Consider the following 20912-nt stretch of genomic DNA (forward strand, 5'->3'; position numbering starts at 1 on the left):
AAAAGGAGGCAACCATGCCCAGCCGCGACAATTACGTGATGATGACCCTGAAACTGGACCGCTGGTCACAGGACCACAGCCTGCGCGCCTTTGAGATCGAGCGCGAACTGGCATCCGCGCGGTATTGCGAAAAGGCAACGCCGCGCAAACGCACACGGCGCTTTTCTCTCGGCAATCTGAAAATGCTGTGGGGCAGCGCCGTTTAAGATCAGAAATCCGCAGGTGCCCTGAATTTCATCGAGATACCGCCTTCGGGATGTTTCAATCGCAACTCCTCGGAATGCAGCATCAGGCGCGGGTAATCCCGAGCCGCACCTTCGGCATAGAACGGGTCACCCAAAATCGGGTGGCCCAGCGCCTGCATGTGAACCCGCAACTGATGCGACCTGCCGGTTTTGGGAAAGAGACGCACGCGCGTCGTGTCGCCGTCGTATTTCACCACGCGCCAATCTGTGACGGCCGGCTTGCCGGTCTCATGGCACACCATTTGGCGCGGTCGGTTGGGCCAATCGACGATCAGCGGTAAGTTTACCGTCCCCGTCTTGGCCTCAAGGTGCCCCCAAACGCGCGCGACATAGGTTTTTCGGGTCTGGCGCTGCTCGAACTGCATACTCAGATGCCGCTGCGCATGAGGTGTCTGGGCAAACACCATCACGCCCGAGGTATCCCGATCCAGCCGGTGCACCAACAGGGCCTGCGGAAACGCCGCCTGTACCCGGGTCAGCAGGCAATCGGCCAGATGCTCGCCCCGCCCCGGCACGGACAACAGGCCCGAGGGTTTGTTCACCACGATCAGTTGCGCATCTTCGTGCAATATATCCAGCGGTGTCTGGGGGGGATCATAGGTCTCGCTCATGCGGCTGTGCCTATCGCAGAGTGCCCCTTCCCGCAACGTCGTCCTTGCGTGCCGCGCAGTGATCGTAAACCTTTGAGATCAGCAAGGGGAGAGGACATGCATCCAACAATCCAACGTATGCAAGAGGTTGTCGCCAAGGGCGACGAGACGCTGATCCATGAGCTTCTGGCCGAAGACGTCCGGTTCATGCCACCGACCTATTACAGCACGTGGACAGGCCGCGCCCCGGTTGCGGCTGTGCTGGGTCACGTCGGACAGGTTTTTTCCGATTTTCGCTATCGCCGGGTCATGGGCGACGGCAACGATTGGGCGCTGGAGTTCCAATGCAAGATCGGCGATCTGGATGCAGTCGGCGTGGACCTGATCACCCTGAACAACGATGGCCTGATACAGCAATTCGAGGTCGCCATGCGCCCCCACAAGACCATCGGAGCCCTGCGTGAGGCGATGATGGCCCGCGTAATGAGCGACCCGCGCTTTTTGGAATTCAAATCCGCGCTCAGCTGAACATGCCAAACCCGATTGCCGCCGATCAGATTTTGCGCGTGCCTTTGTTGCCGGTTCTGGCGGTGCAAGGGCTGGCCGTGCGCCGCAAGGCCCAGATGCTGCCCGAACCCATCGGGCCACGTGAAGGGCGCACCGGACGCGGGCCGCGCCTGCGCCTGTTAATTACAGGTGACAGTTCTGCCGCCGGGGTGGGTGCCGGCACGCAGGATCAGGCGCTTTCGGGTCAACTGGTGAACCGTCTGTCCCGGCATCACTCGGTCGAATGGCGGTTGGAGGCCACGACGGGGCATACGACTCAGGACACAATCAACCGCCTGCTTAGGGTCGAGGGCGAATTCGACGCTGTCGTTACTGCGCTTGGGGTCAATGACGTGACTCGTGGGGTCACATACCATCGCTTCCTCGACCGGCAGAACCAGTTGGCGAAACTGCTGACGCAGCGGTTTGGCGCGCGCAAGGTTGTGGTGACCGGCGTTCCCCGGATGAGCCGCTTTCCCGCCTTGCCGCATCCCCTGGCCTGGGTTCTGGGCCGCCAATCCGCCCGGCTGGATCGCGGTTTGCAACAGGTCGCAGCGGCCCACCCGCAACTCAAGCACCTGACACTGGACTTACCCGACGATCCGGCACTGGCTGCGCCGGACGGGTACCATCCAAGCCCCAAAGCCTATGCGATCTGGGCCGACCAAGCCGCCCGTCTACTGCTTCAGGCCTGAGCCCGCGCCTGCCGGATCATCGGGATCGAATACACCACCAGAGCCGACCAGATCAGCGGGAACGCGATCATGCGGCCCCGGTCGATCTGTTCTCCGAACACGGTTACAGCCGTGATGAAGATCATGGTGGGCGCGATATATTGCAGAATTCCCATCGTCGACAGGCGCACCAGCTTTGCCCCGTTGGCATAGACCAAAAGCGGCACTGCGGTGACGACCCCAGCGCAGGACAGCAACAGCGTGTCCGACAGCCTCACTCCAAAATGACCCGATCCCTGAACACCCAGCCAGGTCACATAGACCAGTGCAGGGATCAGCAGGATCAGAACCTCAAGCAGAAAACCCTGATTTGGGCCAATCGGTAAGGATCGTTTGAAAAACGCATAAAAGCCCCAGGTCACCATCAGACTCAGCGCAGCCCACGGCAAGCGCCCGGCTTCCAGAACCAGAACCACAACGCCCAATGCCGCAAGACCGATGGCCAGCAATTGTGTACGCGTCAGCGACTCTCGCAACAGCAGGGCACCCAATGCGATACTGAACAGCGGGTTGATATAATACCCCAAAGCGGCATCCAGCGCGTGGCCAGTTGAAATCGCCCAGACATAGATCGCCCAGTTAATGGAAATCAGCGCTGCCGTCACAGCGGCCATGCCCAGCATCTTGGGATTGCCAAGCGCCGCCTTCAAATCCCGCGTGCGTCCAAGAGCAACCAGCAACAATCCCGCCACCGGCACCGACCAGATCACACGATGCGCAACCACCTCGAAGGGACCCAGATGATCCAGCGCCTTCATGTAAAGCGGAAGAAACCCCCACAAAACATAGGCCGTGACAGCCAGAGCAAGCCCCTTGGGCGTGTCCACGTTCTGGGAAGGTACGGGCGTGTCTGCCACGGGGGAACTCCGGATGATACCGGACCGGTTTACGGCAGATCAGCGGCGCTTGAAAACTCTGAAAACCGTGAAGTCCCACATAACGAATTGTGATGGGTCACCCACGAACGTCGCGTAAAAGGCGCTGTTGCGAATGCGAGGCTCTGCCTCGCGCTCCGAGATATTTTTGGCCAGATGAAGTCCGGATCCCCTGCTTCATCTGGCTCTAAATATCCCGGGGGAGTCGCCCGGCACGGGCGGCGGGGGCAGCGCCCCCTGCCCCCTTCGTCACAGTTTCACACGTTCCGATTTTGGATCGTACATCGGCTTGAGCGAGGCTTCTGCCTTGACCTTCACACCACACACGTCGATCTCGTAGGTTGAGGCCAGTACATCCGCTGCTTTCTCGCCCTCGCAGGGCACATAACCCATGCCGATGGCTCCGCCCAGCGTGTGGCCATAGTTGCCCGAACTCAGATAGCCCACATATTCGCCGTCGCGGAGGATCGGTTCATTGTGGAACAACAATGGCTCGGGATCGGTCAGCTTGAACTGCACCAGACGGTTCTTCGGCCCACTTTCCTTGCGCGCGATCACAGCCTCGCGCCCGATAAAATCGCAGCCCTTGTCGACCTTGACGGCAAAGCCAAGGCCCGCATCAACCACATGATCCTCACAGGTGATGTCATGACCGAAATGGCGGAAGCCTTTTTCGATCCGGCAACTGTCCATCATGTGCATACCGCACAGTTTCAGCCCCATGTCCTGACCGGCCTCATGCAGCGTCTCAAAGACATGGCCTGCCATGTCCGATGAGACATATACCTCCCAACCAAGCTCACCCACATAGGTCACGCGATGGGCGCGGGCCAGGCCCATACCGATCTCGATCTCCTGCGCGGTGCCAAACGGGTTGGTCGCGTTCGAGAAATCAGCCGGAGAGACTTTTTCCAGCAGCTTGCGCGCGTTCGGGCCCATGACGGCCAGCACGCCCTCGCCAGCGGTGACGTCTGTGATGACCACGTTGAAACCACCGGCATTGCGCTGCATCCAGCTTTGGTCAGCCAGACGCGTCGCCGCAGGGGTGACCACCAGGTAACAGGTCTCGGCCAGGCGGGTGACGGTCACATCCGCCTCGATCCCGCCCGAGCGGTTCAGGAACTGGGTGTAGACGATCTTGCCATTGGGCACCGCGTAATCACCGCCGCCGATATAATTCATGTACGCCTCGGCATCCGGGCCTTCGACGCGGATTTTGCCGAAGGACGACATATCATACATGCCGACATTCTCGCGCACGGCGCGGTGTTCGGCTGCCGAGTTTTCGAACCAGTTCTGCCGTTTCCAGCTATACTGGTATTCGCGTTCCTGCCCTTCATTGGCAAACCAGTTGGCACGTTCCCAACCCGCGATTTCGCCGAACACGGCCCCGTGCTCGTTCAGGTGGTGATGGAACGGTGTCCGGCGCACACCGCGCGCGGTGGCCTTTTGACGATAGGGATAGTGGTCGGCGTAAAGCAGGCCCAGCGTCTCTTTCGAGCGCTCATACAGGTACTGTTTGTTGCCCTGAAACGGCTGCATCCGGCTGATATCCACGTCACCCAGATCAAACGGTTTCTCGCCGCTGTCCATCCATTCGGCCAGCGCCATGCCAGCGCCACCGGCGGACTGGATACCGATCGAGTTGAACCCGGCGGCGACCCAGACATTGTCCATCTCGGGCGCCAGACCCAGATGATAGGCGTCGTCGGGCGTAAACGATTCCGGGCCGTTGAAGAACGTATGAATCCCCGCCTCGGCCAGCATCGGCATCCGGTTACAGGCGGCTTCGAGGATCGGCTCGAAGTGGTCGAAATCTTCGGGCAGTTGGTCAAATTCAAAGCTGTCGGGGATGCCATCCATCGCCCAGGGCTTGGCGTTGGGCTCGAACGCGCCCAGCATCATCTTGCCCGCGTCTTCCTTGTAATAGGCGCATTCGTCCGGCACGCGCAGCACCGGCAGCGGGGTCAGGCCGTCGATGGGTTCCGAGACAATGTAGAAGTGTTCACACGCGTGCAACGGCACGTTCACGCCGGCCATGCGGCCAACTTCGTGCCCCCACATGCCTGCGCAGTTCACCACCATGTCGCATTCGATGTGGCCCGAGGCGCTGCCATCGTCTGCGACCCAATCCACACCGGTCACTTTGCGGCCCTGTTTGACGATGTCGGTGACTTTCACCCGTTCTTTGACGATGCCGCCGCGCTGCCGCGCGCCCTTGGCCAGTGCCAGCGCAATGTTTGCCGGATCACCCTGCCCGTCCAGCGGCAGGTAGACGGCACCCGTGACACCGTCGAGGTTCAGATGCGGATACATCTCTTGCACGCGTTCGTTCGAGATCTCTTCGACCTCGACGCCAAAGGCGCGGGCCATGGCGGCCTGACGGTAAATCTCTTCCTTGCGTTCTTCGGTCAGGGCGACGGTGATGGAGCCAACCCGCTTGAAGCCGGTGGCAACGCCGGTTTCCTCTTCCAGCGCACCGTAAAGCTCCTGACTGTATTTCGCCAGCTTGGTCATGTTGGCCGTCGCGCGCAGCTGCGCAATCAGGCCCGCCGCGTGCCATGTGGTGCCGCTGGTCAGTTGCTTGCGTTCCAGCAGAACAACATCGTTCCAGCCTTTCTTGGTCAGGTGATACGCGACCGAACATCCGACGACGCCACCGCCGATGATGACCACGCGGGCCTTGTTGGGAAGATCAACCATTCTGACGACTCCGCTTTGTCAGGTTTTCATCTGCATGACACGAAAGATCGACACAGAATCCATCAAAAACGTCACCGCATCCGCAAAAATCATCTTTGTGCGGATTGTCTCTTTTGCCGACGCATCACGAAGGGCGTGACGCCGAAGAAACTTTTGTAGACCGAGGAAAATCCGTTCGGGAACCCGCAGGCCAGTCCGATTTCGCGGACGCTCATGGTGGTGTTCAGCAGCAGGTTGTTGGCCTTGGCCAATCGCATTTCACGGTAGAACCCGTTGGGTGTGGTCCCGAAGAAGGCCTTGAACTTCCGCTCAAGCGATCTGTTCGAAATGCCTAGCGCGTCCACCAGTTCGTGAATGGGCAAAGGGTCCTCGATATTCGCCTGCATCAGCTTGATGCACTGATCCAGCTTGGCGTCGCCTGTTGCCGTGGTTTTCGCGCCCGAGAAGGGCTGCATCGACGCAAAGTCGCGAATGTTCTCGTGCAGCATGATGTCGGCCACGGTCATTTGCGTCGGGCCCGAGATATGGCGACCGATCACAGACAGGGCGATATCGGTGGTCGCGCTCATACCGGCGCAGGTCACCACCCCGCCCCGTTCGGTGGCGATGGACAGTGTGGCCTCGAACCGGGCACCGCGTTCACGCAGGAAAGAGGCATTTTCCCAATGGGTTGCCAGATCCGCAGTGCCCTGTTCATCGATATACCGGCTGGCGGCTTCGGCCAGCAGAAAGACCTGCGCACCGCGATAAGTGTAGTCCGAGACGATCCGCCCCAAAGACAGATCCGGGTGGTCCGGGTTCGAGTTGCCGATAACGAACAGATAAGCCGCGTTGGGGTGCGCCGACACGACCTCGGTCGCGACTGTCGCGTCGCTGCTGCTGGCCACGGCACCGCCGCGCAGGGATCGGTAGCTATACGAGAATGGCGGCGTCGGACTCACCCGGTTGGCAATGCGCAGAACATCCACCAGTGACGCGAGTTCCAGCAGCACAAATCCGGGCGCGACCAGAATGTCAAAATGGATCGGGTCAGCGGTCTGATCCGCCGAAGCTGAATTGTTTTTCTTTTTCATTCAGCCCCCATTCGGTTCAGACGATCTGATGACCGGCAGCCACAAGGCGGTGGGCCAGTGCCTCGATATGGTCCGGGCCGATCTCGCAGCATCCGCCAATAATCGTGGCCCCGTGTTCCACCCAAGCCATCGCGTGATCTGCATAGGCGTCGGGGCCAAGGTCATGGCGCTGCTGAAGGCTGTCAACGGTTGGCGCATCCTGCAAAAACCCATCGGCGATATGGGTGAAACCGTTGGCATAGGCCCCGTAGGGCAACCCCATACCGGACAGGATGTCCAGTGCTGCGGGAACAGCCTCGGGCCGGGTGCAGTTGATCAGCAAAGCCTGCGGTTGGTACTGCGCAACCAAAGGCGCGATCAGCTCCAAAGCCTCACCCGAGCGCAACCGCGTGCCGTCATCATCCATGGCCGACAGGGCCAGCCACACCGGCTTGCCGCAGCCTTCCGTGCCGCGCAGGGTGCCTTCGGCCTCGAGCAGTGAAGACACCGTTTCGATCAAAAACAGATCTACGTCGTCCGCCATCAACGAGACCAGTTCACCGAACTTCCGTGCCGCATCCTCGGGGTCAGGTTTCAGATCAGGCCGGTAGGTTGCCAGAAGCGGGCCGAGCGATCCGGCCACCCGCCCTGCCGTACCCTGCCGTGCGGCGTTTGCCTGCGCGACGGCTGTTTCAACCAGGGTTGCAAGCTGATCCTCGATCCCTTCCCGCACCAGACGCGAGCGATGAACGGCGTAGGTGTTGGTCGTTGCCACGGTCGCGCCGCGCCGGAAATATTCGGCATGAACGTCGTGCACCAGTTCGGGGTGATCGATCATCACCCGTGTCGACCACAACGGCGTCGGGCGTTTCCCGCTGCGTTTCACCAGCTCTTGCCCGATCGAGCCATCCAGAAGGGTGATATCGGCCATGTTTCCAGCTCCTTACGGGATCAGCACCAGTTTTCCAGGCAGCGCCTTGGATTGAAAATCCTCTTGCGCCGTGATGATGTCCTTTAAGGGGTATGTGCGGGAAATCAACGGTTTGATGCGCCCTGCGTTCATCAACTCAACCAAACGCCCAAACACCTCGGGGGACTGATGGGTGCAGCCGTGGATGGTAATGTCGCGCAGATAGATGTCGCGCAGATCGGCCTGAACCATCGGACCGGCAATCGCGCCCGAAACGGCATAATGCCCGCCGGGTTTCAGCGCCAGGATCAGCGCCGCCCAAGCCGGGCCACCGACCACGTCGATCACAACATCGAACATGTCAGCGGGCAAAGCGGCATCCCGGTCATAGGTCTGGACCGCGCCCTGAGCTTTCACCACGTCCGCCTTGGCCGCGCTGGTCACGCCCCAGACCGACGCGCCACGCAGGCGCGCCAGTTGCACGGCAGCCAGTCCGACGCCGCCTGATGCTCCAGTGACCAGGACCTTGTGGCCCGCAGTCACACCCGCCCGGGTTAGCAGGTTCTCGGCGGTGCCGAAAGCGCAGGGAATGGCGGCGATTTCCACATCTGACAGGGGCGAGGCACTGACGTCATAAAGATCATCCGCCTCAACCAGACAATATTGCGCAAACGCGCCATCGATCTCGGACCCCAGGGCGATGAACCCTTGCGGATGACCCGGACGTGGGCGCGGCAGGTTGATCGGACAAGTCACGCGCTGACCCGGCTTGAACCCTGCCCCCGCGCCAACCATTTCGACGATGCCACACAGATCACCGCCCTGAATCCGAGGGAAGTGCAGCGCACCGCCCCAGCCGCCGGCCTCGACATCCTGATCGACCTCCCCGGTGGCGCTTGTGACGTCCGAGGAATACCAGCCAACCCGAGTGTTGATATCGGTGTTGTTGACCCCGGCAGCCGCGACGCGCACCAACACCTGCCCTGGACCGGGTTGAGGAACGGGAATATCCTGCCGCCATTCCAGCGCCTCTGGCCCACCGTGGCGGGTCAGGTAAACGCCGGACATGGTTTCTGGCAAAGTCATCTGTCAGCCCGCATCATCGGGATGCGCTGGAACCGGGCCCATCGGCACAATGTCGTACCGCGCGTTAAGCGCGGCCATTTTGGCTTCATCGGCAAAATCAGCCTCATCCATCACGGCCAGTTCAGCCAGAAAGCCATCGAAGCCCGAGGGTTGGAAGATCATCAGCATTCTGGCGGGGGCCGCATCGGCCACCCGGCAGGCATGGGGCACCCTGGGCGGGACATGCATCGTCGTTCCCGGGGTACATCTATGCCAGTCGCCATCGACGTAGAAATCCACCGCACCTTCCAGAAAATAGAAGGTCTCGGCATGGCTGTCGTGGCGATGAAGGCCAAGCGCGAAGCTGGCCTTCAGATTGTCTTCCATGAGCGTATATGCGCCACTGGTGTCCTGACCGGACACCTTGACGAAGGTGTGGTCATTTTCCCAGTCATAGTTGGGACCCTCTCCGGGTCCCAGTTTGGCATATCGTTTGCTCATGGCGGTCTCCGTGCGGGCTACGCGCGCAGCCGCTCGTTCGCGGGATCCCAGAGCGGCTGGTCCTCTTGTACCACGGCGCGGTGTTTCTGACCGTAGATTTCGACCTCAAGCTCGGTGCCCGGAACCGCCAGATCGGGGCGCACCATACCCAGCGCGACCGAGGCGTTGATGCGATAGCCCCATGCGCCGGACGTGGTTTCACCAACGATCTGACCGTCATGCCAGATGCAGGACATGTAAGGCGCGTCGCAATCGCCAGCCTCGACCAGCAGGGTGACGAACTGTTTCTTAGGACCCTGCTGTTTCTCGTTCTGGATTGCAGCCTTGCCGGGGAAGTCCTGCGGCTTGTCCAGCCTGACGAACCGTTCCAGCCCGCCTTGCAGCAGCGAGTAATCGGTCGACAGATCGCCTTTCCACGCGCGGTACCCCTTTTCGATACGCAAGCTGTTCAGCGCATACATGCCGAACGGTTTGGCCCCAGCGTCGATGATGGCACCATAGATCGCGGGCATATGCTCGTTCAGGGCATGAACCTCCCAGCCCAGTTCACCGGCAAAGGACACGCGGATCAGATAGGCGGGTTGGCCTGCAACGGTGGCCGACTGGTGGGTCAGCCATCCGGTGGACAGGTCCGCATCGGTCAGACCCGACAGGATTTCGCGCGATTTCGGGCCGGTCACGATCAGCGTGTCGCGGGTGGTGGTCACATCCTCGACCGACACCCCGGCAGGCATCGCCTTCAGCAGGATGTCGCGGTCATGCCACTGCGCGGTGGCGGCGGTGATCATCACGAACTCATCTTCGCCCAGACGGATACAGGACATCTCGGTCAGGATGCGGCCCCGGTCGTCCGAGATATAGACAAGGTTCATCCGGCCCGCCTTGGGCAGACCGCCCGTGACCAGACCGCGCAGCGCCTCGGCGGCACCCTCGCCCTTGACCATGAAGCGCGAGAAACCCGGCAGGTCGAGCACGCCGCAATGGTCGCGCACGGCCTCACATTCTTCTTTGATGCGGCTCTCCCACGGACCGGAGCGGCCCCATGTGTGCGTGGCGTCAAGCGAGGTGTCGTCGCCCGGCTGCGCGAACCAGTTGGCGCGTTCCCAGCCGTTATAGGCGCCCATGACACCGCCCAGTTCTTTGACCGTGTCATGCACCGGCGACAGTTTCTTGTCGCGCGCGGCGGGCCATTCGTGGTGGGGGAAATGCATGGCGTATTCGTTGCCGTAAACCTCCATCCCCTTTTTCACGCAGTAATCGTGATCGGTGTAGTCGGTGTAGCGGCGCGGATCGACCGACCACATATCCCATTCGGTGTGGCCATCGACGATCCATTCCGCCAGCACCTTGCCAGCACCGCCGCCCTGCGCGATGCCAAAGGTAAAGACGCAGGCCTCGAACGCGTTTTTCACACCGGGCATCGGGCCGATCAGCGGCAGGCCATCGGGCGCATAGGGGATCGGGCCGTTGATGATGCGCGAGATTCCGGCCTCACCGGACAGCGGCACACGCTCCATCGCGTCGGCGACGATGTCTTCGATCCGGTCCAGATCGTCGGACCAGAGCTGGAAGCTGAAATCGTCCGGCATCGGGTCAGAGTCGGTCTCCCAATGGGCGCGGCAGTTGGGCTCATATGGGCCGATGTTAAAGCCGTGCTTTTCCTGACGCAGGTAATAAGACACATCCACGTCGCGCAGCAGAGGCAGCTTTTTGCCGGTTTCCTTCGACCAAGCCTCAATCTCGGGGATTTCTTCGGTCAGCAAGTACTGGTGGCTCATCACCATCATCGGCACCGTGCGCCCGCCATAAGGCTTGAACCACTCACCAACGCGCTGCGCGTAATACCCGGCGGCGTTGACCACGTAATCGCAGTCGATATCGCCCTTTTCGGTGCTGACGGTCCAGCTGCCATCCTCATGTTGGGTCACACCGGTCGCAGGCGTAAAGCGCAGGATTTTCGCGCCCATATCGCGCGCGCCTTTGGCCAGCGCCTGCGTCAGCTGCGCCGGGTCGATGTCACCATCGCTGGGGTCGAACAGCACGCCTTCCAGATCGTGGGTTTCCAGGAACGGGTATTTCTCCTTGGCCTGCTCGGGCGTCCACATCTCCATCTCGATGCCCTGATAGCGACCCATGGCGCAGGCACGCTCGAACTCCTGCACACGCTCTTTGGTGTGCGCCAGACGGATGGATCCGGTCTGGTGGTAGTTCATCGGATAATCGACTTCCTCGCCCAGACGCGCATACAGCTCGGTCGAATAGCGCTGCATGTTCATGATCGCCCATGAGGTCGAGAATGTGGGCACATTGCCCGCCGCGTGCCATGTAGACCCGGCGGTCAGCTCGTTCTTTTCCAGCAGAACGCAGTCGGTCCAGCCTTTCTTGGCCAGATGATACAGCGAGGAGGTCCCCACCACACCGCCACCGATAACAACCACGCGGGCTTTTGTCGGAAAATCACTCATTCGTCTTGATCCCTGTTACTGTGCCCGTTGGGGCAGATCGTCCGTGATGTCGTAGTAATCGCCCTTGTCGGCGACAAAGATATGCTGCGAGAGCATCAATCCGGTGGGCGCATCAAACGCCCCCATGGAAATCGAAATTGTGTCCTCATCATTGTGCTGCCAGAACAGGAACGAGCCGCATTGGGCACAGAACCCGCGCCGGGCAATGTCCGAGGCACGGAACCAGCGCAGCGTGTCGCTGGCGGTGAAACTCAGGTTGTCCTGATGGGTCGAGGTCGAGGACCAGTGATGGCCCGATTGCTTGCGGCACTGGCTGCAATGGCAGGCCGAAGGTGGCGACAGATCCCCATCGATGGTAAAGGCGACCGCGCCGCACAGGCAGGAACCTTTGTGCATGTGATTACCCCCTTGCAACGGGCGTGGAGCTGGTGCCCAGCAACACGCCGTAGATGATGAAACAGGCGGCCATGATCCGGCGCACCCATATGTTGAACACCGCCCCCAGCGCCGCCTTGCCCATCAGCGCGCCTAGCAGTGTGAAGCCGGTATAGCTGAGCGTGGTGATGACCAGCGCGGTGGGCATGATGACCCCCATTTGCTGCCAGATCGGCACGTCCGGCTGCACGAATTGCGAAAAGGCGGCAAGGTATCCGGCCACACTTTTGGGATTGATCGTCGCCACCGCCAGCGCGTGCAGATAGACATGCCGAGCGGGCCGTTCAGATGCAGGCGCGGGCTTGGTGGCGTTCATCCAGCCACGGATACCGACCCAGATCAGGAACCCAGCCCCCACCAGTTTGGCGATGAAGAACCCGGTAGGTGAGGCCGCGATCAGGGCGGTCACGCCCAACGCAGACAGGACCAGAAACGCGCTGGCCTGAGTCAGGATCGCCAGCACCCCCAGCATCGCCTTGGGAAACGGCAGGCTCATACCGTTCGAGATGCAATTGACCGCATTCGGTCCGGGCGTAGTGACGAAAACCACCCAGAACAGCGCGAATATGGTCCAAGCCTCAAAGCTCATCAATACGCTCTCTTCAATACACCGGCGGGGCGATGACCCAGATCGCCACGGCGGGCTCATCATAGGGGTTCGCCCATTGATAGGGTTCATGCTTGATGCGGAAACTGTCACCCGGTCCCACCGTGAACTGGCGGCTGCCGATGGTCAGGTCCAGATGCCCGGATACCATATACCCGACCTCCTGCGTCGGTCGGTTGGCCGGGGTTTGCATTTGCGACCGAGGCTCGAAGGTGGAATGCACCATCTCGAAATCGTCGGTCAGATCGGGCGAGAGCAGTTCTTCGATCAGACCCTCTTCACCCGATCCCATGGGTCTGCGGGTTCCGGCCCGCACCACGTAGCCTTGTTCGTCGCTGGGAACCGCGGAATGCGCGAACAGCATCGACATTGGCACGCCCAGCGATTCCGCAATCTGGCGCAGGTCGGAAATCGACGGGTCGGATTTGTCGCGTTCAACCTGGCTGAGCCACCCGACAGAGCGATCCAAACGTGCCGCGATCTCGGTCAGCGTCAACCCACGCGCCTTTCGCAGCGCGCGAATATCGGCACCCAATGTGGCACTTTGGGGGGCTTGGCTGTTCACTGGCCGCTCCGAATCTCGTGAAAATTTCTCTCTATTTTTCACGATGCCAGAGGTTCGTGAAATTTCAAAGCATTTTTTCACGCAATCCCATCGAACGCGGTAACAGTATCGTTGGACCTGTCGGGCATCAGATGCCCGACAGGTTTTCACACGTCTTCAGCCACACATCAGACTGTGCGGATCGCGGATATGCCCCCGGTTGGCTTCGACATAAGCAATAATGCCGGCCATACAGGACGGCTGGCCACCAAATCCTGGCCATGGCTTGAAGTGTGGGATGTGCACAAAGGTCGTCGGATCCCGCAGCAGAAGATTGGCAAAGACCGAGGCGACGATCAGACCGCCAACACCGGTGAGTTTACCGTGCCCGTGCTGTTCAGCCTCTTGCAGCGCATAGAACCACAAGGGCGTTTTCTGAAACCCTTTGGCGGCAAGCTCTGGCGGCACGGCAACGGGGGCGGTTCCCAGATGCGCGGCAAAGTGCTGACCGCTGGCAAGTTGATACGTATACCGGTCGCGGATCATGTTGCGCAGCGCCAGGTTCTTGGATTGCGCCTCGGTCAGCGTCTCGCCGATATCCTCCAACGCGATTTGGCCGGTGACGAAGGGCAGCTCCAGCAGCGGCGCGCCCATTTTGGGCCCAACCGGTCGGGCCTTTTGCGACGCGGTCTTGCTGTTCATCGAGAAATACAGGTCCATGTCGATATTGGCTGCCTTGTCCCTTGGGCCAAAGCCTCGCGTTGCGAACAGGCTGACGGGGCTGCCGGACGCGTTCAGCTTGTATTCGAATTGCGTCGTTGCATGGCCGAAACGATAACAAGCACCGGTGAATTCAACCGGCATGACCGGCGCATCCCAGCCAAAGATCGGACGTTTCATCGCTGCCGTCAGGCAGCTGTCTTCTACGAAGGCATGCAGCAACTCGTTCCAGACGATCCACTGGTAATGCAGACGAATGAACCGCCGCACTTCCTGAAAGTTGCTTAATCCGGGGGATACGTGATCCTTCCAGATTTTGGCACTGATCCCTTCATGGGCGCAGGCGTGAATATCCTTGGCTTCGGACCCGCCCTCGCTCAGCTTGCTCATCAGGATGTTGTGCAACTCGATAAAGATGCCCTGCACTTGTGCGACGATGATGTTCTCGTCGTTGCGCGGATCACCGATCAGGGCCTTGCCCGCGCAGGTGCGGGCCAGATCCAGATGGTTTTCCTTGCGCCCGAACATCAGCATGTGATCCTGATCCCCGGCTCCATAGAGATGCGGTGACGCCTCGGGCCCGGCACCATAGACGCAGTCGAGGTCCAGGCTGGGCGTTCTGACATTCGGGATGGTGGCCGGATCGATCCGGGTGCCCAGGGCCGATGTCGCATCCAGTGTGATGTCGTGGTCAACGAACTGACCCAGAAAGGTCATGCCCGCATCCGCCGGACCATCATGGTTTTCCTTGGCTCGCATGGACTGAGACAAGTCGTCCAGCGCATGGATCACATCCGCATGGGTGATCTTGACGATATGAACCGGGTTTGGTGGCTTGAGACGCCCAAGGGTCTGCACAAAGGGTCTGGAGGGGCCCGCGCCGTTGAGACAAACCTTGGTGAGTTGATCAAGCCGCGTAAGGCCGTGATGCATACCTGCCATAACAAAATACTCCTGAAACAAATAAAAAATGCCGGTGAAAATAAAAATCCGACAGGTCGATTCATAGCAGAAACAGGGAAGATTCTCAATTTGACGGCGCGCGAATCCGCCGACGGGAAAGGGTCTTCCAGACCTTTCCGATACTTGGCAGCACAAGCTCAGGTCCAATAAACGCAGGGCGAATTGGCGTCAGGCGGGTCGGGGCAACCGGTGCCGGACGTGGCTATCAGCCAAAGACCCGCGCCAGAATTCCGCCCAGCGCATCCGCGTCCGCATCGTTGAACGCATCAGGCTGATCACTGTCGATATCGAACACCGCAATCACCTCGCCCGCGGCGTCCCGCACGGGCAAGACCAGCTCGGACCGGGTGGAGGAGGCACAGGCTATATGGCCGGGAAACGCATCTACGTCGGGAACCAGCTGAACCTCTCCCGTACGCGCCGCAGCACCGCAGACACCGCGATCGAACGGGATGGTCAAGCAGCCATGTCCGCCCTGATACGGGCCGATCTTCAGCAACCCCGGTTCAGTCACACGGTAAAAGCCCGTCCAGTCAAACCGATCATCGGCGTGATGCACTTCGCAGGCGATGGTCGCCATCAAGGCAACCTGATCGGTCTCGCCTTCGGTCAGCGCGGCGATGGTTTTGGCAAGCGTGTCGTAATCGGCGGTCATGGTTGCGCTTTTATCTATCAGGGGCGGGGGCGCTGCCCCCTCTTGAGCCTTTGGCTCAATTCACCCCCGCCGTATTTGAAACAAGAAGAAGGGTCAAATGCGTTCTATGGCGATGGCCGTTCCTTCGCCGCCGCCGATGCAGATCGCTGCGACGCCGCGTTTGAGGCCCCGCTTCTCCAATGCGTTCAGCAGTGTGACCATGATTCGAGCGCCAGACGCGCCGATGGGGTGGCCCAGCGCGCAGGCCCCGCCGTTCACGTTCACCTTGTCCCGGGGCAGGCCCATTTCATGCATGAAGGCCATCGGGACAACGGCGAAGGCTTCGTTCACCTCCCACAGATCCACATCCTCGACACTCCAACCAATGCGAGCCAGCAGCTTTTGCGCAGCCGGGACCGGTGCTGTGGTGAACAGGCCGGGGGCCTGCGCGTGGCTGGCGTGGCCAAGGATACGCGCACGAACGGACAGATTCTGTGCCTCAGCCGCTGAGGCAGACGCCAGAACCAGCGCCGCCGCGCCATCCGAGATCGATGAGGCATTGGCAGCGGTCACCGTGCCATCCTTGCGGAAGGCCGGCTTCAGGGTTGGGATCTTTTCGGGCCGGGCTGATTTTGGCTGCTCATCCGCCGATTGGATCACCTCTCCTTTCCGGGTGCGTACCGAAACCGGAGCGATCTCGCCGTCGAACGCCCCGCTGTCCTGCGCCGCCAGAGCATTGGATAGGGATTGCAGCGCGTATTCGTCCTGCGCCTCGCGGGTGAATTGGAAGGATTCGGCACAGTCTTCGGCGAAGGTGCCCATCAGGCGGCCTTTGTCATAAGCATCTTCAAGCCCGTCGAGGAACATGTGATCGACGACCTGACCGTGCCCGATACGCGCGCCGCCGCGCATTTTCGGCAGCAGGTAGGGGGCGTTCGTCATGCTTTCCATTCCACCCGCAACCATCAGATCGGCATGGCCCAGTGCGATCTGGTCAAAGGCCATCATGGCCGCCTTCATGCCCGATCCGCACATCTTGTTGAGTGTCGTGGCCGGCACCTCTTGGCCCAGACCGGCGGCGAAACCGGCCTGACGTGCCGGGGCCTGCCCTTGTCCTGCGGGAAGAACGCAGCCCATCAGCACCTCGTCCACGGTCTCGGTGCCTGCCTGTTCCAATGCGGCGCGAATTGCGGCCCCGCCCAGATCCACGGCTGCGACCCCGTCGAACATGCCCTGAAATCCACCCATCGGCGTGCGGGCGGCCCCTGCGATCACAACCTCATTCATCACAGTCTTCCTTTGTTCATTTTCCGGCTTCTGCATACCGAATGGTAAGATTTGCCGTCTAGCGTATTTCTACGAAGCAATTCCAGGAAAGAGGGCGGTCAAACATGGGCCTGACCACTACAACCTCCGGTGAGACTCAGATCATCACGGTCCAGACCGACCGGATCGACGCCGCCATGGCCATTCAGTTCAAGGAAGACATGCGGCGCGCAACCGAAACGGGATGCAACCGGGTGGTGCTGGATCTTGGCGGTGTCGAATTTATCGATTCCAGCGGGCTGGGCGCAATTGTCGCCTCGATGAAGCAGCTTGGGGCCGGGCGCAGGCTGGATCTGGCTGGGCTGCAACCGGTGGTCGAAAAGGTGTTTCGCCTGACCCGCATGGACACGGTGTTCAATCTGTTTGCCACCCTGGATGACGCCCTGGCCGGTTCCATCGACTGATCTGGGCGGAGTGGACTGCGTGAAGCCGATTGGGACCAAAACCTGCCTTGAACTGACCTTCCCGGCCACTGAGGCCGAAGCGAGCGCGGGGATTTCGCAACTTAGCACCGGCCTGTCGCGGCAGGGGCTGCCGGCGCATATGGCGGATGATGTGAAGATCGCACTGGCTGAGGCGATCAACAACGTGGTCGAACATGCCTATGCGGGCATCGCCCCGGCCAAAGTGCAGGTGACTTGCAGGCTTGACCACAACCGGCTGGACATCCTGATTTCCGATACCGGCAATCCCCTGCCCGGCTACAAACTGCCCGACGGGGTTCCTGCTTCGGTCGAGACAGGCGTTCAGGACCTGCCCGAAGGCGGATTTGGCTGGTTTCTGATCCACCAGCTTACCAGCGATATCTGGTATGAAAGGCGGGACGGATGTAATCGCCTGTCGCTGCGGTTCGACTTCGATCCGCAAGACTGACCGGCAAGCAATAGCCATAATAAGGCCTTTTTCGAACCATTGTCGCGCCGCAAACCCCCGTCATACAGTGACTTGTAGCTCAGATAGCTTCCCTCGGCGCCAAGTGTCACAGCCCCCACCCAGTGAACGGCGCCGAGGAACTTCTCTCCCTAATATTACTGGACAAACACAGGCCTCGTCTTAGGTTCGACCCGTCGATGGGGAGGAGGAATACCATGCGGGATCTGCATCTGCCGGGCCGGTCTGAAGTTCTGGCAACCGATGGGATATGTGCAACGTCGCATCCTCTGGCCGCAAAGGCGGCGCTGGATATTCTGGGTCAGGGCGGCAATGCGATGGATGCCGCAATTGCCGGGGCCATCCTGTTGGGCATTTGCGAACCACAGATGACGGGTTTGGGCGGCGATTGCTTTGTGCTGTTCAACCGGGCAGGTGAAGACAGGATTCGCGCTTTGAATGGTTCCGGGCGTGCCCCGGAACTGGCGGATGCCGAGACTTTGCGCGCCAAGGGGCTGGCTGCGGTACCTCTGACCAGCCCTGACGCCGTCACCATTCCCGGCGCGGTGGATGCGTTCTGTCATCTTTCGGAAAACGAAGGTCGTCTGGGACTGGACGCCATTCTGCAACCGGCGATTCATTATGCCGAACTCGGCGTACCGGTTGCGCCCCGGGTCGCTTTTGACTGGCAACGCGGCGCGCGCACTCTGCACGGGGCCGCCAGGCAGCACTATCTGATCAACGGCGGCGTCCCAGAGATCGGTCAGGTCTTCCGGTCTCCGGGTCAGGCCGAGGTTCTGCGCCAGATTGCCAAGCACGGGCGCGACGCCTTCTACACCGGTGAAATTGCCGAGGATATGCTTTCGGCGCTGACCCAACTAGGCGGTGTTCATGGCGCGGATGATTTCGCGAACACGAAATGCACCGTGACCGACCCGATGAACGGCACCTATCAGGGCATCGATCTGGTCGAACATCCGCCCAACGGTCAGGGGGCGACGGCCATCCTGCTGCTGAACATCCTGAAGCATTTTGATCTGGCCAGCATGGACCCATTCGGGGCTGAGCGTGTTCATATCGAGGCCGAAGCCACCAAACTGGCCTATGACGCCCGCAACCGCTTTATCGCGGACCCGGATCATATGGCCCGCGCGGAACGGTTCCTTGATCCCGAAATCGCCGCATCGCTGGCCGCCATGATCGACCCCAAACGCGCGATGCAAGCAGCAGCGCCGCTAACCGAAGCCGTTCACAAGGACACCGTTTATATCACGGTGGTCGATCGCGACCGGATGGCAGTTTCGCTGATCTATTCGATCTTCCACAGTTTCGGATCGGGCATCGCATCCCAGAAATACGGCATTCTGCTGCAGAACCGCGGGGCCGGTTTCACTCTGGACACCGGCCATCCAAATGAATTGGGTGGTGGCAAACGCCCAATGCACACGATCATCCCCGGAATGCTGCAAGAAAACGGCCGCGTGATGATGCCCTTTGGGGTCATGGGCGGCGCGTATCAGCCGACCGGTCATGCCCGCTTCCTGTCAAACCTCACGGATTTCGACATGGGCCTACAGGACAGCATCGATGCCCCCCGCGCCTTTGCCGACGGGGGTGTGTTGAAACTGGAGCGCGGGTTCTCAGAACAAGTAGCGCAACAATTGTCGCAACTTGGCCACACTGTTGAGATTTCGGAAACCCCACTTGGCGGCGCGCAGGCAATCCGAATCCGAAACGACGGCGTGTTAGAGGGCGCAAGCGATCCGCGCAAAGACGGGTGTGCGTTGGGATATTAGGGACATCAGCGTCCGGGCCGGGTTGGCCCGGTGGATCAGTTCAGATGGAAGTGCAGCGGGTAGGACCCGTCCTCGAACGGCCCGAACATATTGGGAATATCGGGATGTTCCACCGGCTCGCCCGATTGGTCGGCGATCAGATTTTGTTCTGAAACATAAGCCACATAGAAGGACTGATCATTCTCGGCCAGCAGATGATAGAACGGCTGATCCTTGATCGGCCGACTGTCTTCAGGGATGGCTTCGTACCATTCCTCAGTGTTGGAAAATTCCGCGTCCACGTCAAAAATCACCCCTCGGAAGGGATGTTTTTTATGTCGCACTACTTGTCCCAAGCCATACTTGGCATGTGTCTTTAGCATTGTTTCAGCCCCCAAAGCAGTTACTACCTCTTTCCGGGCGGAAAATCCAATCATTGATCTGAAATTCAGGGAAACAGTCTGTGAACCTTCTACTGACAGTGTTCGAAATTGTCGCGCCGGTGTTCATTCTGGCGGGCATTGGATTTGCCTGGGTCAAGCTGGGGTTCGAATACCGCCTGCAATTCGTCACCCGTTTCGCCATGATGCTGGCGGTGCCCAGCCTGATCTTCGTGGCGCTGATGCAGACCGAAATACCGGGCGGCGACCTGTCGCGCTTTACCATCGCCACCATCGTCGCCAACCTTGGTCTGGCGGTCGTGTTCTGGGGGATCGTTCGGGTTCTGAGGCTGGAACAGCGCACTTACCTGTCGCCTTTGATCTTTGGCAATACCGGCAATCTGGGCCTGCCGCTATGTATCTTTGCCTTCGGACAGGCGGGGCTGGGCTATGCCGTGATTTTCCTGTCGGTGACGGCCCTGTATTCCTTTACCTACGGCATTTATCTTGTCGCTGGCAAAGGGGCCTTTGGGCAGGTCATCAGGCAACCGATGGTTTGGGCAACGCTGCTTGGGGCATTGTTCCTGTGGCAGGATTGGGAAACCCCGCTGTTTCTGACCAACACATTGGATTTGCTGGGGCAAATGGCGGTTCCGATGATGCTGGTCACTTTGGGCGTTGCCATCGCGCGCCTGACCACCCGCAGTCTGGGACAAGCCATCTGGCTGTCGATCCTGAAAGTGGTGGTGTGCTTTGCCCTCGGTTGGGCCATAGCGTCCGCTTTTGACCTGGAAGCCATCGCCTTTGGCGTGCTGGTATTGCAAATGTGCACCCCCGTCGCGGTCACATCCTACCTGCTGGCAGAGCGGTTTCAGGCCGACGCAGATGCCGTTGCGGGGATGGTCATGGTCTCGACCCTGCTGTCAGTCGCAGCGTTACCCCTTGTTCTGGCGCTCATTCTGTAGCGATTGT

22 protein-coding genes are annotated in these 20912 nt (G+C 60.3%); 7 read left to right on the forward strand and 15 right to left on the reverse strand.

The window, feature by feature from the left end; all coding sequences use genetic code 11:
• The first annotated feature begins 14 nt into the window (after positions 1 to 14).
• Positions 15 to 206 carry a hypothetical protein gene (locus tag ACR0LW_RS13620; RefSeq protein WP_480882947.1) on the forward strand — a complete coding sequence of 64 codons (192 nt, stop codon included), beginning with the start codon at positions 15 to 17 and terminating at the stop codon, positions 204 to 206.
• Positions 207 to 208: 2 nt separating this feature from the next.
• On the opposite strand, the gene ACR0LW_RS13625 is transcribed toward ACR0LW_RS13620, so the two are convergent.
• Positions 209 to 892, reverse strand: coding sequence for an RluA family pseudouridine synthase (locus ACR0LW_RS13625; RefSeq protein ID WP_480882948.1), 684 nt, complete (start codon positions 890 to 892; stop codon positions 209 to 211).
• A gap of 60 nt (positions 893 to 952) precedes the next feature.
• Here ACR0LW_RS13625 and ACR0LW_RS13630 point away from each other — a divergent pair, with 60 nt between their 5' ends.
• Positions 953 to 1363, forward strand: a complete 411-nt coding sequence (locus ACR0LW_RS13630; RefSeq protein WP_480882949.1) for a nuclear transport factor 2 family protein — start codon at positions 953 to 955, stop codon at positions 1361 to 1363.
• Positions 1364 to 1365: 2 nt separating this feature from the next.
• Positions 1366 to 2076: an SGNH/GDSL hydrolase family protein gene (locus ACR0LW_RS13635; protein ID WP_480882950.1), complete on the forward strand. Its 711-nt coding sequence runs from the start codon at positions 1366 to 1368 to the stop codon at positions 2074 to 2076.
• On the opposite strand, the gene rarD is transcribed toward ACR0LW_RS13635, so the two are convergent.
• From rarD to ACR0LW_RS13700, 13 genes are all read right to left on the reverse strand, one after another.
• Entirely contained in the window at positions 2067 to 2972 is a 906-nt protein-coding gene (gene rarD / locus ACR0LW_RS13640) for an EamA family transporter RarD (protein ID WP_170523928.1), read from the reverse strand. The genes ACR0LW_RS13635 and rarD overlap by 10 nt on opposite strands.
• A 267-nt stretch (positions 2973 to 3239) precedes the next feature.
• A complete protein-coding gene (locus tag ACR0LW_RS13645) occupies positions 3240 to 5693 on the reverse strand; it encodes a GcvT family protein (protein WP_480882951.1) in 2454 nt (817 codons plus the stop codon).
• Between the two features lie 89 nt (positions 5694 to 5782).
• Positions 5783 to 6766, reverse strand: a complete 984-nt coding sequence (locus ACR0LW_RS13650; protein ID WP_170455175.1) for a helix-turn-helix domain-containing protein — start codon at positions 6764 to 6766, stop codon at positions 5783 to 5785.
• Positions 6767 to 6782: 16 nt separating this feature from the next.
• Positions 6783 to 7676 carry a homocysteine S-methyltransferase family protein gene (locus ACR0LW_RS13655; protein ID WP_480882952.1) on the reverse strand — a complete coding sequence of 298 codons (894 nt, stop codon included), beginning with the start codon at positions 7674 to 7676 and terminating at the stop codon, positions 6783 to 6785.
• A gap of 12 nt (positions 7677 to 7688) precedes the next feature.
• Entirely contained in the window at positions 7689 to 8741 is a 1053-nt protein-coding gene (locus tag ACR0LW_RS13660) for an alcohol dehydrogenase family protein (RefSeq protein ID WP_480882953.1), read from the reverse strand.
• 3 nt (positions 8742 to 8744) lie between these two features.
• Complete coding sequence (locus ACR0LW_RS13665) at positions 8745 to 9221, reverse strand: cupin domain-containing protein (RefSeq protein ID WP_480882954.1); 477 nt, start codon at positions 9219 to 9221, stop codon at positions 8745 to 8747.
• A 17-nt stretch (positions 9222 to 9238) separates the two neighbouring features.
• The gene (locus ACR0LW_RS13670; protein WP_480882955.1) at positions 9239 to 11686 is read right to left on the reverse strand and encodes a GcvT family protein; all 2448 of its coding nucleotides are present in this window, start codon (positions 11684 to 11686) and stop codon (positions 9239 to 9241) included.
• Between the two features lie 15 nt (positions 11687 to 11701).
• The gene (locus tag ACR0LW_RS13675; protein ID WP_480882956.1) at positions 11702 to 12082 is read right to left on the reverse strand and encodes a GFA family protein; all 381 of its coding nucleotides are present in this window, start codon (positions 12080 to 12082) and stop codon (positions 11702 to 11704) included.
• Positions 12083 to 12086: 4 nt separating this feature from the next.
• Positions 12087 to 12710 carry a LysE family translocator gene (locus tag ACR0LW_RS13680; protein ID WP_480882957.1) on the reverse strand — a complete coding sequence of 208 codons (624 nt, stop codon included), beginning with the start codon at positions 12708 to 12710 and terminating at the stop codon, positions 12087 to 12089.
• 13 nt (positions 12711 to 12723) lie between these two features.
• A complete protein-coding gene (locus tag ACR0LW_RS13685; protein ID WP_170455187.1) occupies positions 12724 to 13293 on the reverse strand; it encodes an XRE family transcriptional regulator in 570 nt (189 codons plus the stop codon).
• Between the two features lie 156 nt (positions 13294 to 13449).
• Positions 13450 to 14934, reverse strand: coding sequence for a peroxidase family protein (locus tag ACR0LW_RS13690; protein ID WP_480882958.1), 1485 nt, complete (start codon positions 14932 to 14934; stop codon positions 13450 to 13452).
• A 226-nt stretch (positions 14935 to 15160) separates the two neighbouring features.
• The gene (locus tag ACR0LW_RS13695) at positions 15161 to 15610 is read right to left on the reverse strand and encodes a GAF domain-containing protein (RefSeq protein ID WP_480882959.1); all 450 of its coding nucleotides are present in this window, start codon (positions 15608 to 15610) and stop codon (positions 15161 to 15163) included.
• A gap of 93 nt (positions 15611 to 15703) precedes the next feature.
• Positions 15704 to 16876, reverse strand: a complete 1173-nt coding sequence (locus tag ACR0LW_RS13700) for an acetyl-CoA C-acyltransferase (RefSeq protein WP_480882960.1) — start codon at positions 16874 to 16876, stop codon at positions 15704 to 15706.
• A 104-nt stretch (positions 16877 to 16980) separates the two neighbouring features.
• Here ACR0LW_RS13700 and ACR0LW_RS13705 point away from each other — a divergent pair, with 104 nt between their 5' ends.
• The 3 genes from ACR0LW_RS13705 to ACR0LW_RS13715 all read left to right on the forward strand — a co-directional run bounded on the left by ACR0LW_RS13705 (position 16981) and on the right by ACR0LW_RS13715 (position 19581).
• Positions 16981 to 17319: an STAS domain-containing protein gene (locus tag ACR0LW_RS13705; protein WP_170523892.1), complete on the forward strand. Its 339-nt coding sequence runs from the start codon at positions 16981 to 16983 to the stop codon at positions 17317 to 17319.
• Positions 17320 to 17338: 19 nt separating this feature from the next.
• Entirely contained in the window at positions 17339 to 17788 is a 450-nt protein-coding gene (locus ACR0LW_RS13710) for an ATP-binding protein (protein WP_480708657.1), read from the forward strand.
• 215 nt (positions 17789 to 18003) lie between these two features.
• Positions 18004 to 19581, forward strand: coding sequence for a gamma-glutamyltransferase family protein (locus ACR0LW_RS13715; RefSeq protein WP_480882961.1), 1578 nt, complete (start codon positions 18004 to 18006; stop codon positions 19579 to 19581).
• 35 nt (positions 19582 to 19616) lie between these two features.
• Here ACR0LW_RS13715 and hspQ read toward each other — a convergent pair whose 3' ends face one another.
• Positions 19617 to 19943 carry a heat shock protein HspQ gene (hspQ, locus tag ACR0LW_RS13720; protein WP_170455199.1) on the reverse strand — a complete coding sequence of 109 codons (327 nt, stop codon included), beginning with the start codon at positions 19941 to 19943 and terminating at the stop codon, positions 19617 to 19619.
• Between the two features lie 80 nt (positions 19944 to 20023).
• Here hspQ and ACR0LW_RS13725 point away from each other — a divergent pair, with 80 nt between their 5' ends.
• On the forward strand, positions 20024 to 20905 hold the full coding sequence (locus ACR0LW_RS13725; RefSeq protein WP_480882962.1) for an AEC family transporter: 882 nt from the start codon (positions 20024 to 20026) through the stop codon (positions 20903 to 20905).
• Positions 20906 to 20912: the final 7 nt, after the last annotated feature.

Source organism: Ruegeria sp. N4 (genome assembly GCF_056531425.1).

What these genes read in the sequence shown, in the direction of transcription:
- ACR0LW_RS13695 (WP_480882959.1), bottom strand. Translation starts at nt 15,610, where the DNA reads ATGACCGCCGATTACGACACGCTTGCCAAAACCATCGCCGCGCTGACC.
- hspQ (WP_170455199.1), bottom strand. Translation starts at nt 19,943, where the DNA reads ATGCTAAAGACACATGCCAAGTATGGCTTGGGACAAGTAGTGCGACAT.
- ACR0LW_RS13655 (WP_480882952.1), bottom strand. Translation starts at nt 7,676, where the DNA reads ATGGCCGATATCACCCTTCTGGATGGCTCGATCGGGCAAGAGCTGGTG.
- ACR0LW_RS13715 (WP_480882961.1), top strand. Translation starts at nt 18,004, where the DNA reads ATGCGGGATCTGCATCTGCCGGGCCGGTCTGAAGTTCTGGCAACCGAT.
- ACR0LW_RS13660 (WP_480882953.1), bottom strand. Translation starts at nt 8,741, where the DNA reads ATGACTTTGCCAGAAACCATGTCCGGCGTTTACCTGACCCGCCACGGT.
- ACR0LW_RS13645 (WP_480882951.1), bottom strand. Translation starts at nt 5,693, where the DNA reads ATGGTTGATCTTCCCAACAAGGCCCGCGTGGTCATCATCGGCGGTGGC.
- ACR0LW_RS13630 (WP_480882949.1), top strand. Translation starts at nt 953, where the DNA reads ATGCATCCAACAATCCAACGTATGCAAGAGGTTGTCGCCAAGGGCGAC.
- ACR0LW_RS13650 (WP_170455175.1), bottom strand. Translation starts at nt 6,766, where the DNA reads ATGAAAAAGAAAAACAATTCAGCTTCGGCGGATCAGACCGCTGACCCG.
- ACR0LW_RS13620 (WP_480882947.1), top strand. Translation starts at nt 15, where the DNA reads ATGCCCAGCCGCGACAATTACGTGATGATGACCCTGAAACTGGACCGC.
- ACR0LW_RS13680 (WP_480882957.1), bottom strand. Translation starts at nt 12,710, where the DNA reads ATGAGCTTTGAGGCTTGGACCATATTCGCGCTGTTCTGGGTGGTTTTC.
- ACR0LW_RS13705 (WP_170523892.1), top strand. Translation starts at nt 16,981, where the DNA reads ATGGGCCTGACCACTACAACCTCCGGTGAGACTCAGATCATCACGGTC.
- ACR0LW_RS13635 (WP_480882950.1), top strand. Translation starts at nt 1,366, where the DNA reads ATGCCAAACCCGATTGCCGCCGATCAGATTTTGCGCGTGCCTTTGTTG.
- ACR0LW_RS13675 (WP_480882956.1), bottom strand. Translation starts at nt 12,082, where the DNA reads ATGCACAAAGGTTCCTGCCTGTGCGGCGCGGTCGCCTTTACCATCGAT.
- ACR0LW_RS13700 (WP_480882960.1), bottom strand. Translation starts at nt 16,876, where the DNA reads ATGAATGAGGTTGTGATCGCAGGGGCCGCCCGCACGCCGATGGGTGGA.
- ACR0LW_RS13670 (WP_480882955.1), bottom strand. Translation starts at nt 11,686, where the DNA reads ATGAGTGATTTTCCGACAAAAGCCCGCGTGGTTGTTATCGGTGGCGGT.
- ACR0LW_RS13665 (WP_480882954.1), bottom strand. Translation starts at nt 9,221, where the DNA reads ATGAGCAAACGATATGCCAAACTGGGACCCGGAGAGGGTCCCAACTAT.
- ACR0LW_RS13690 (WP_480882958.1), bottom strand. Translation starts at nt 14,934, where the DNA reads ATGGCAGGTATGCATCACGGCCTTACGCGGCTTGATCAACTCACCAAG.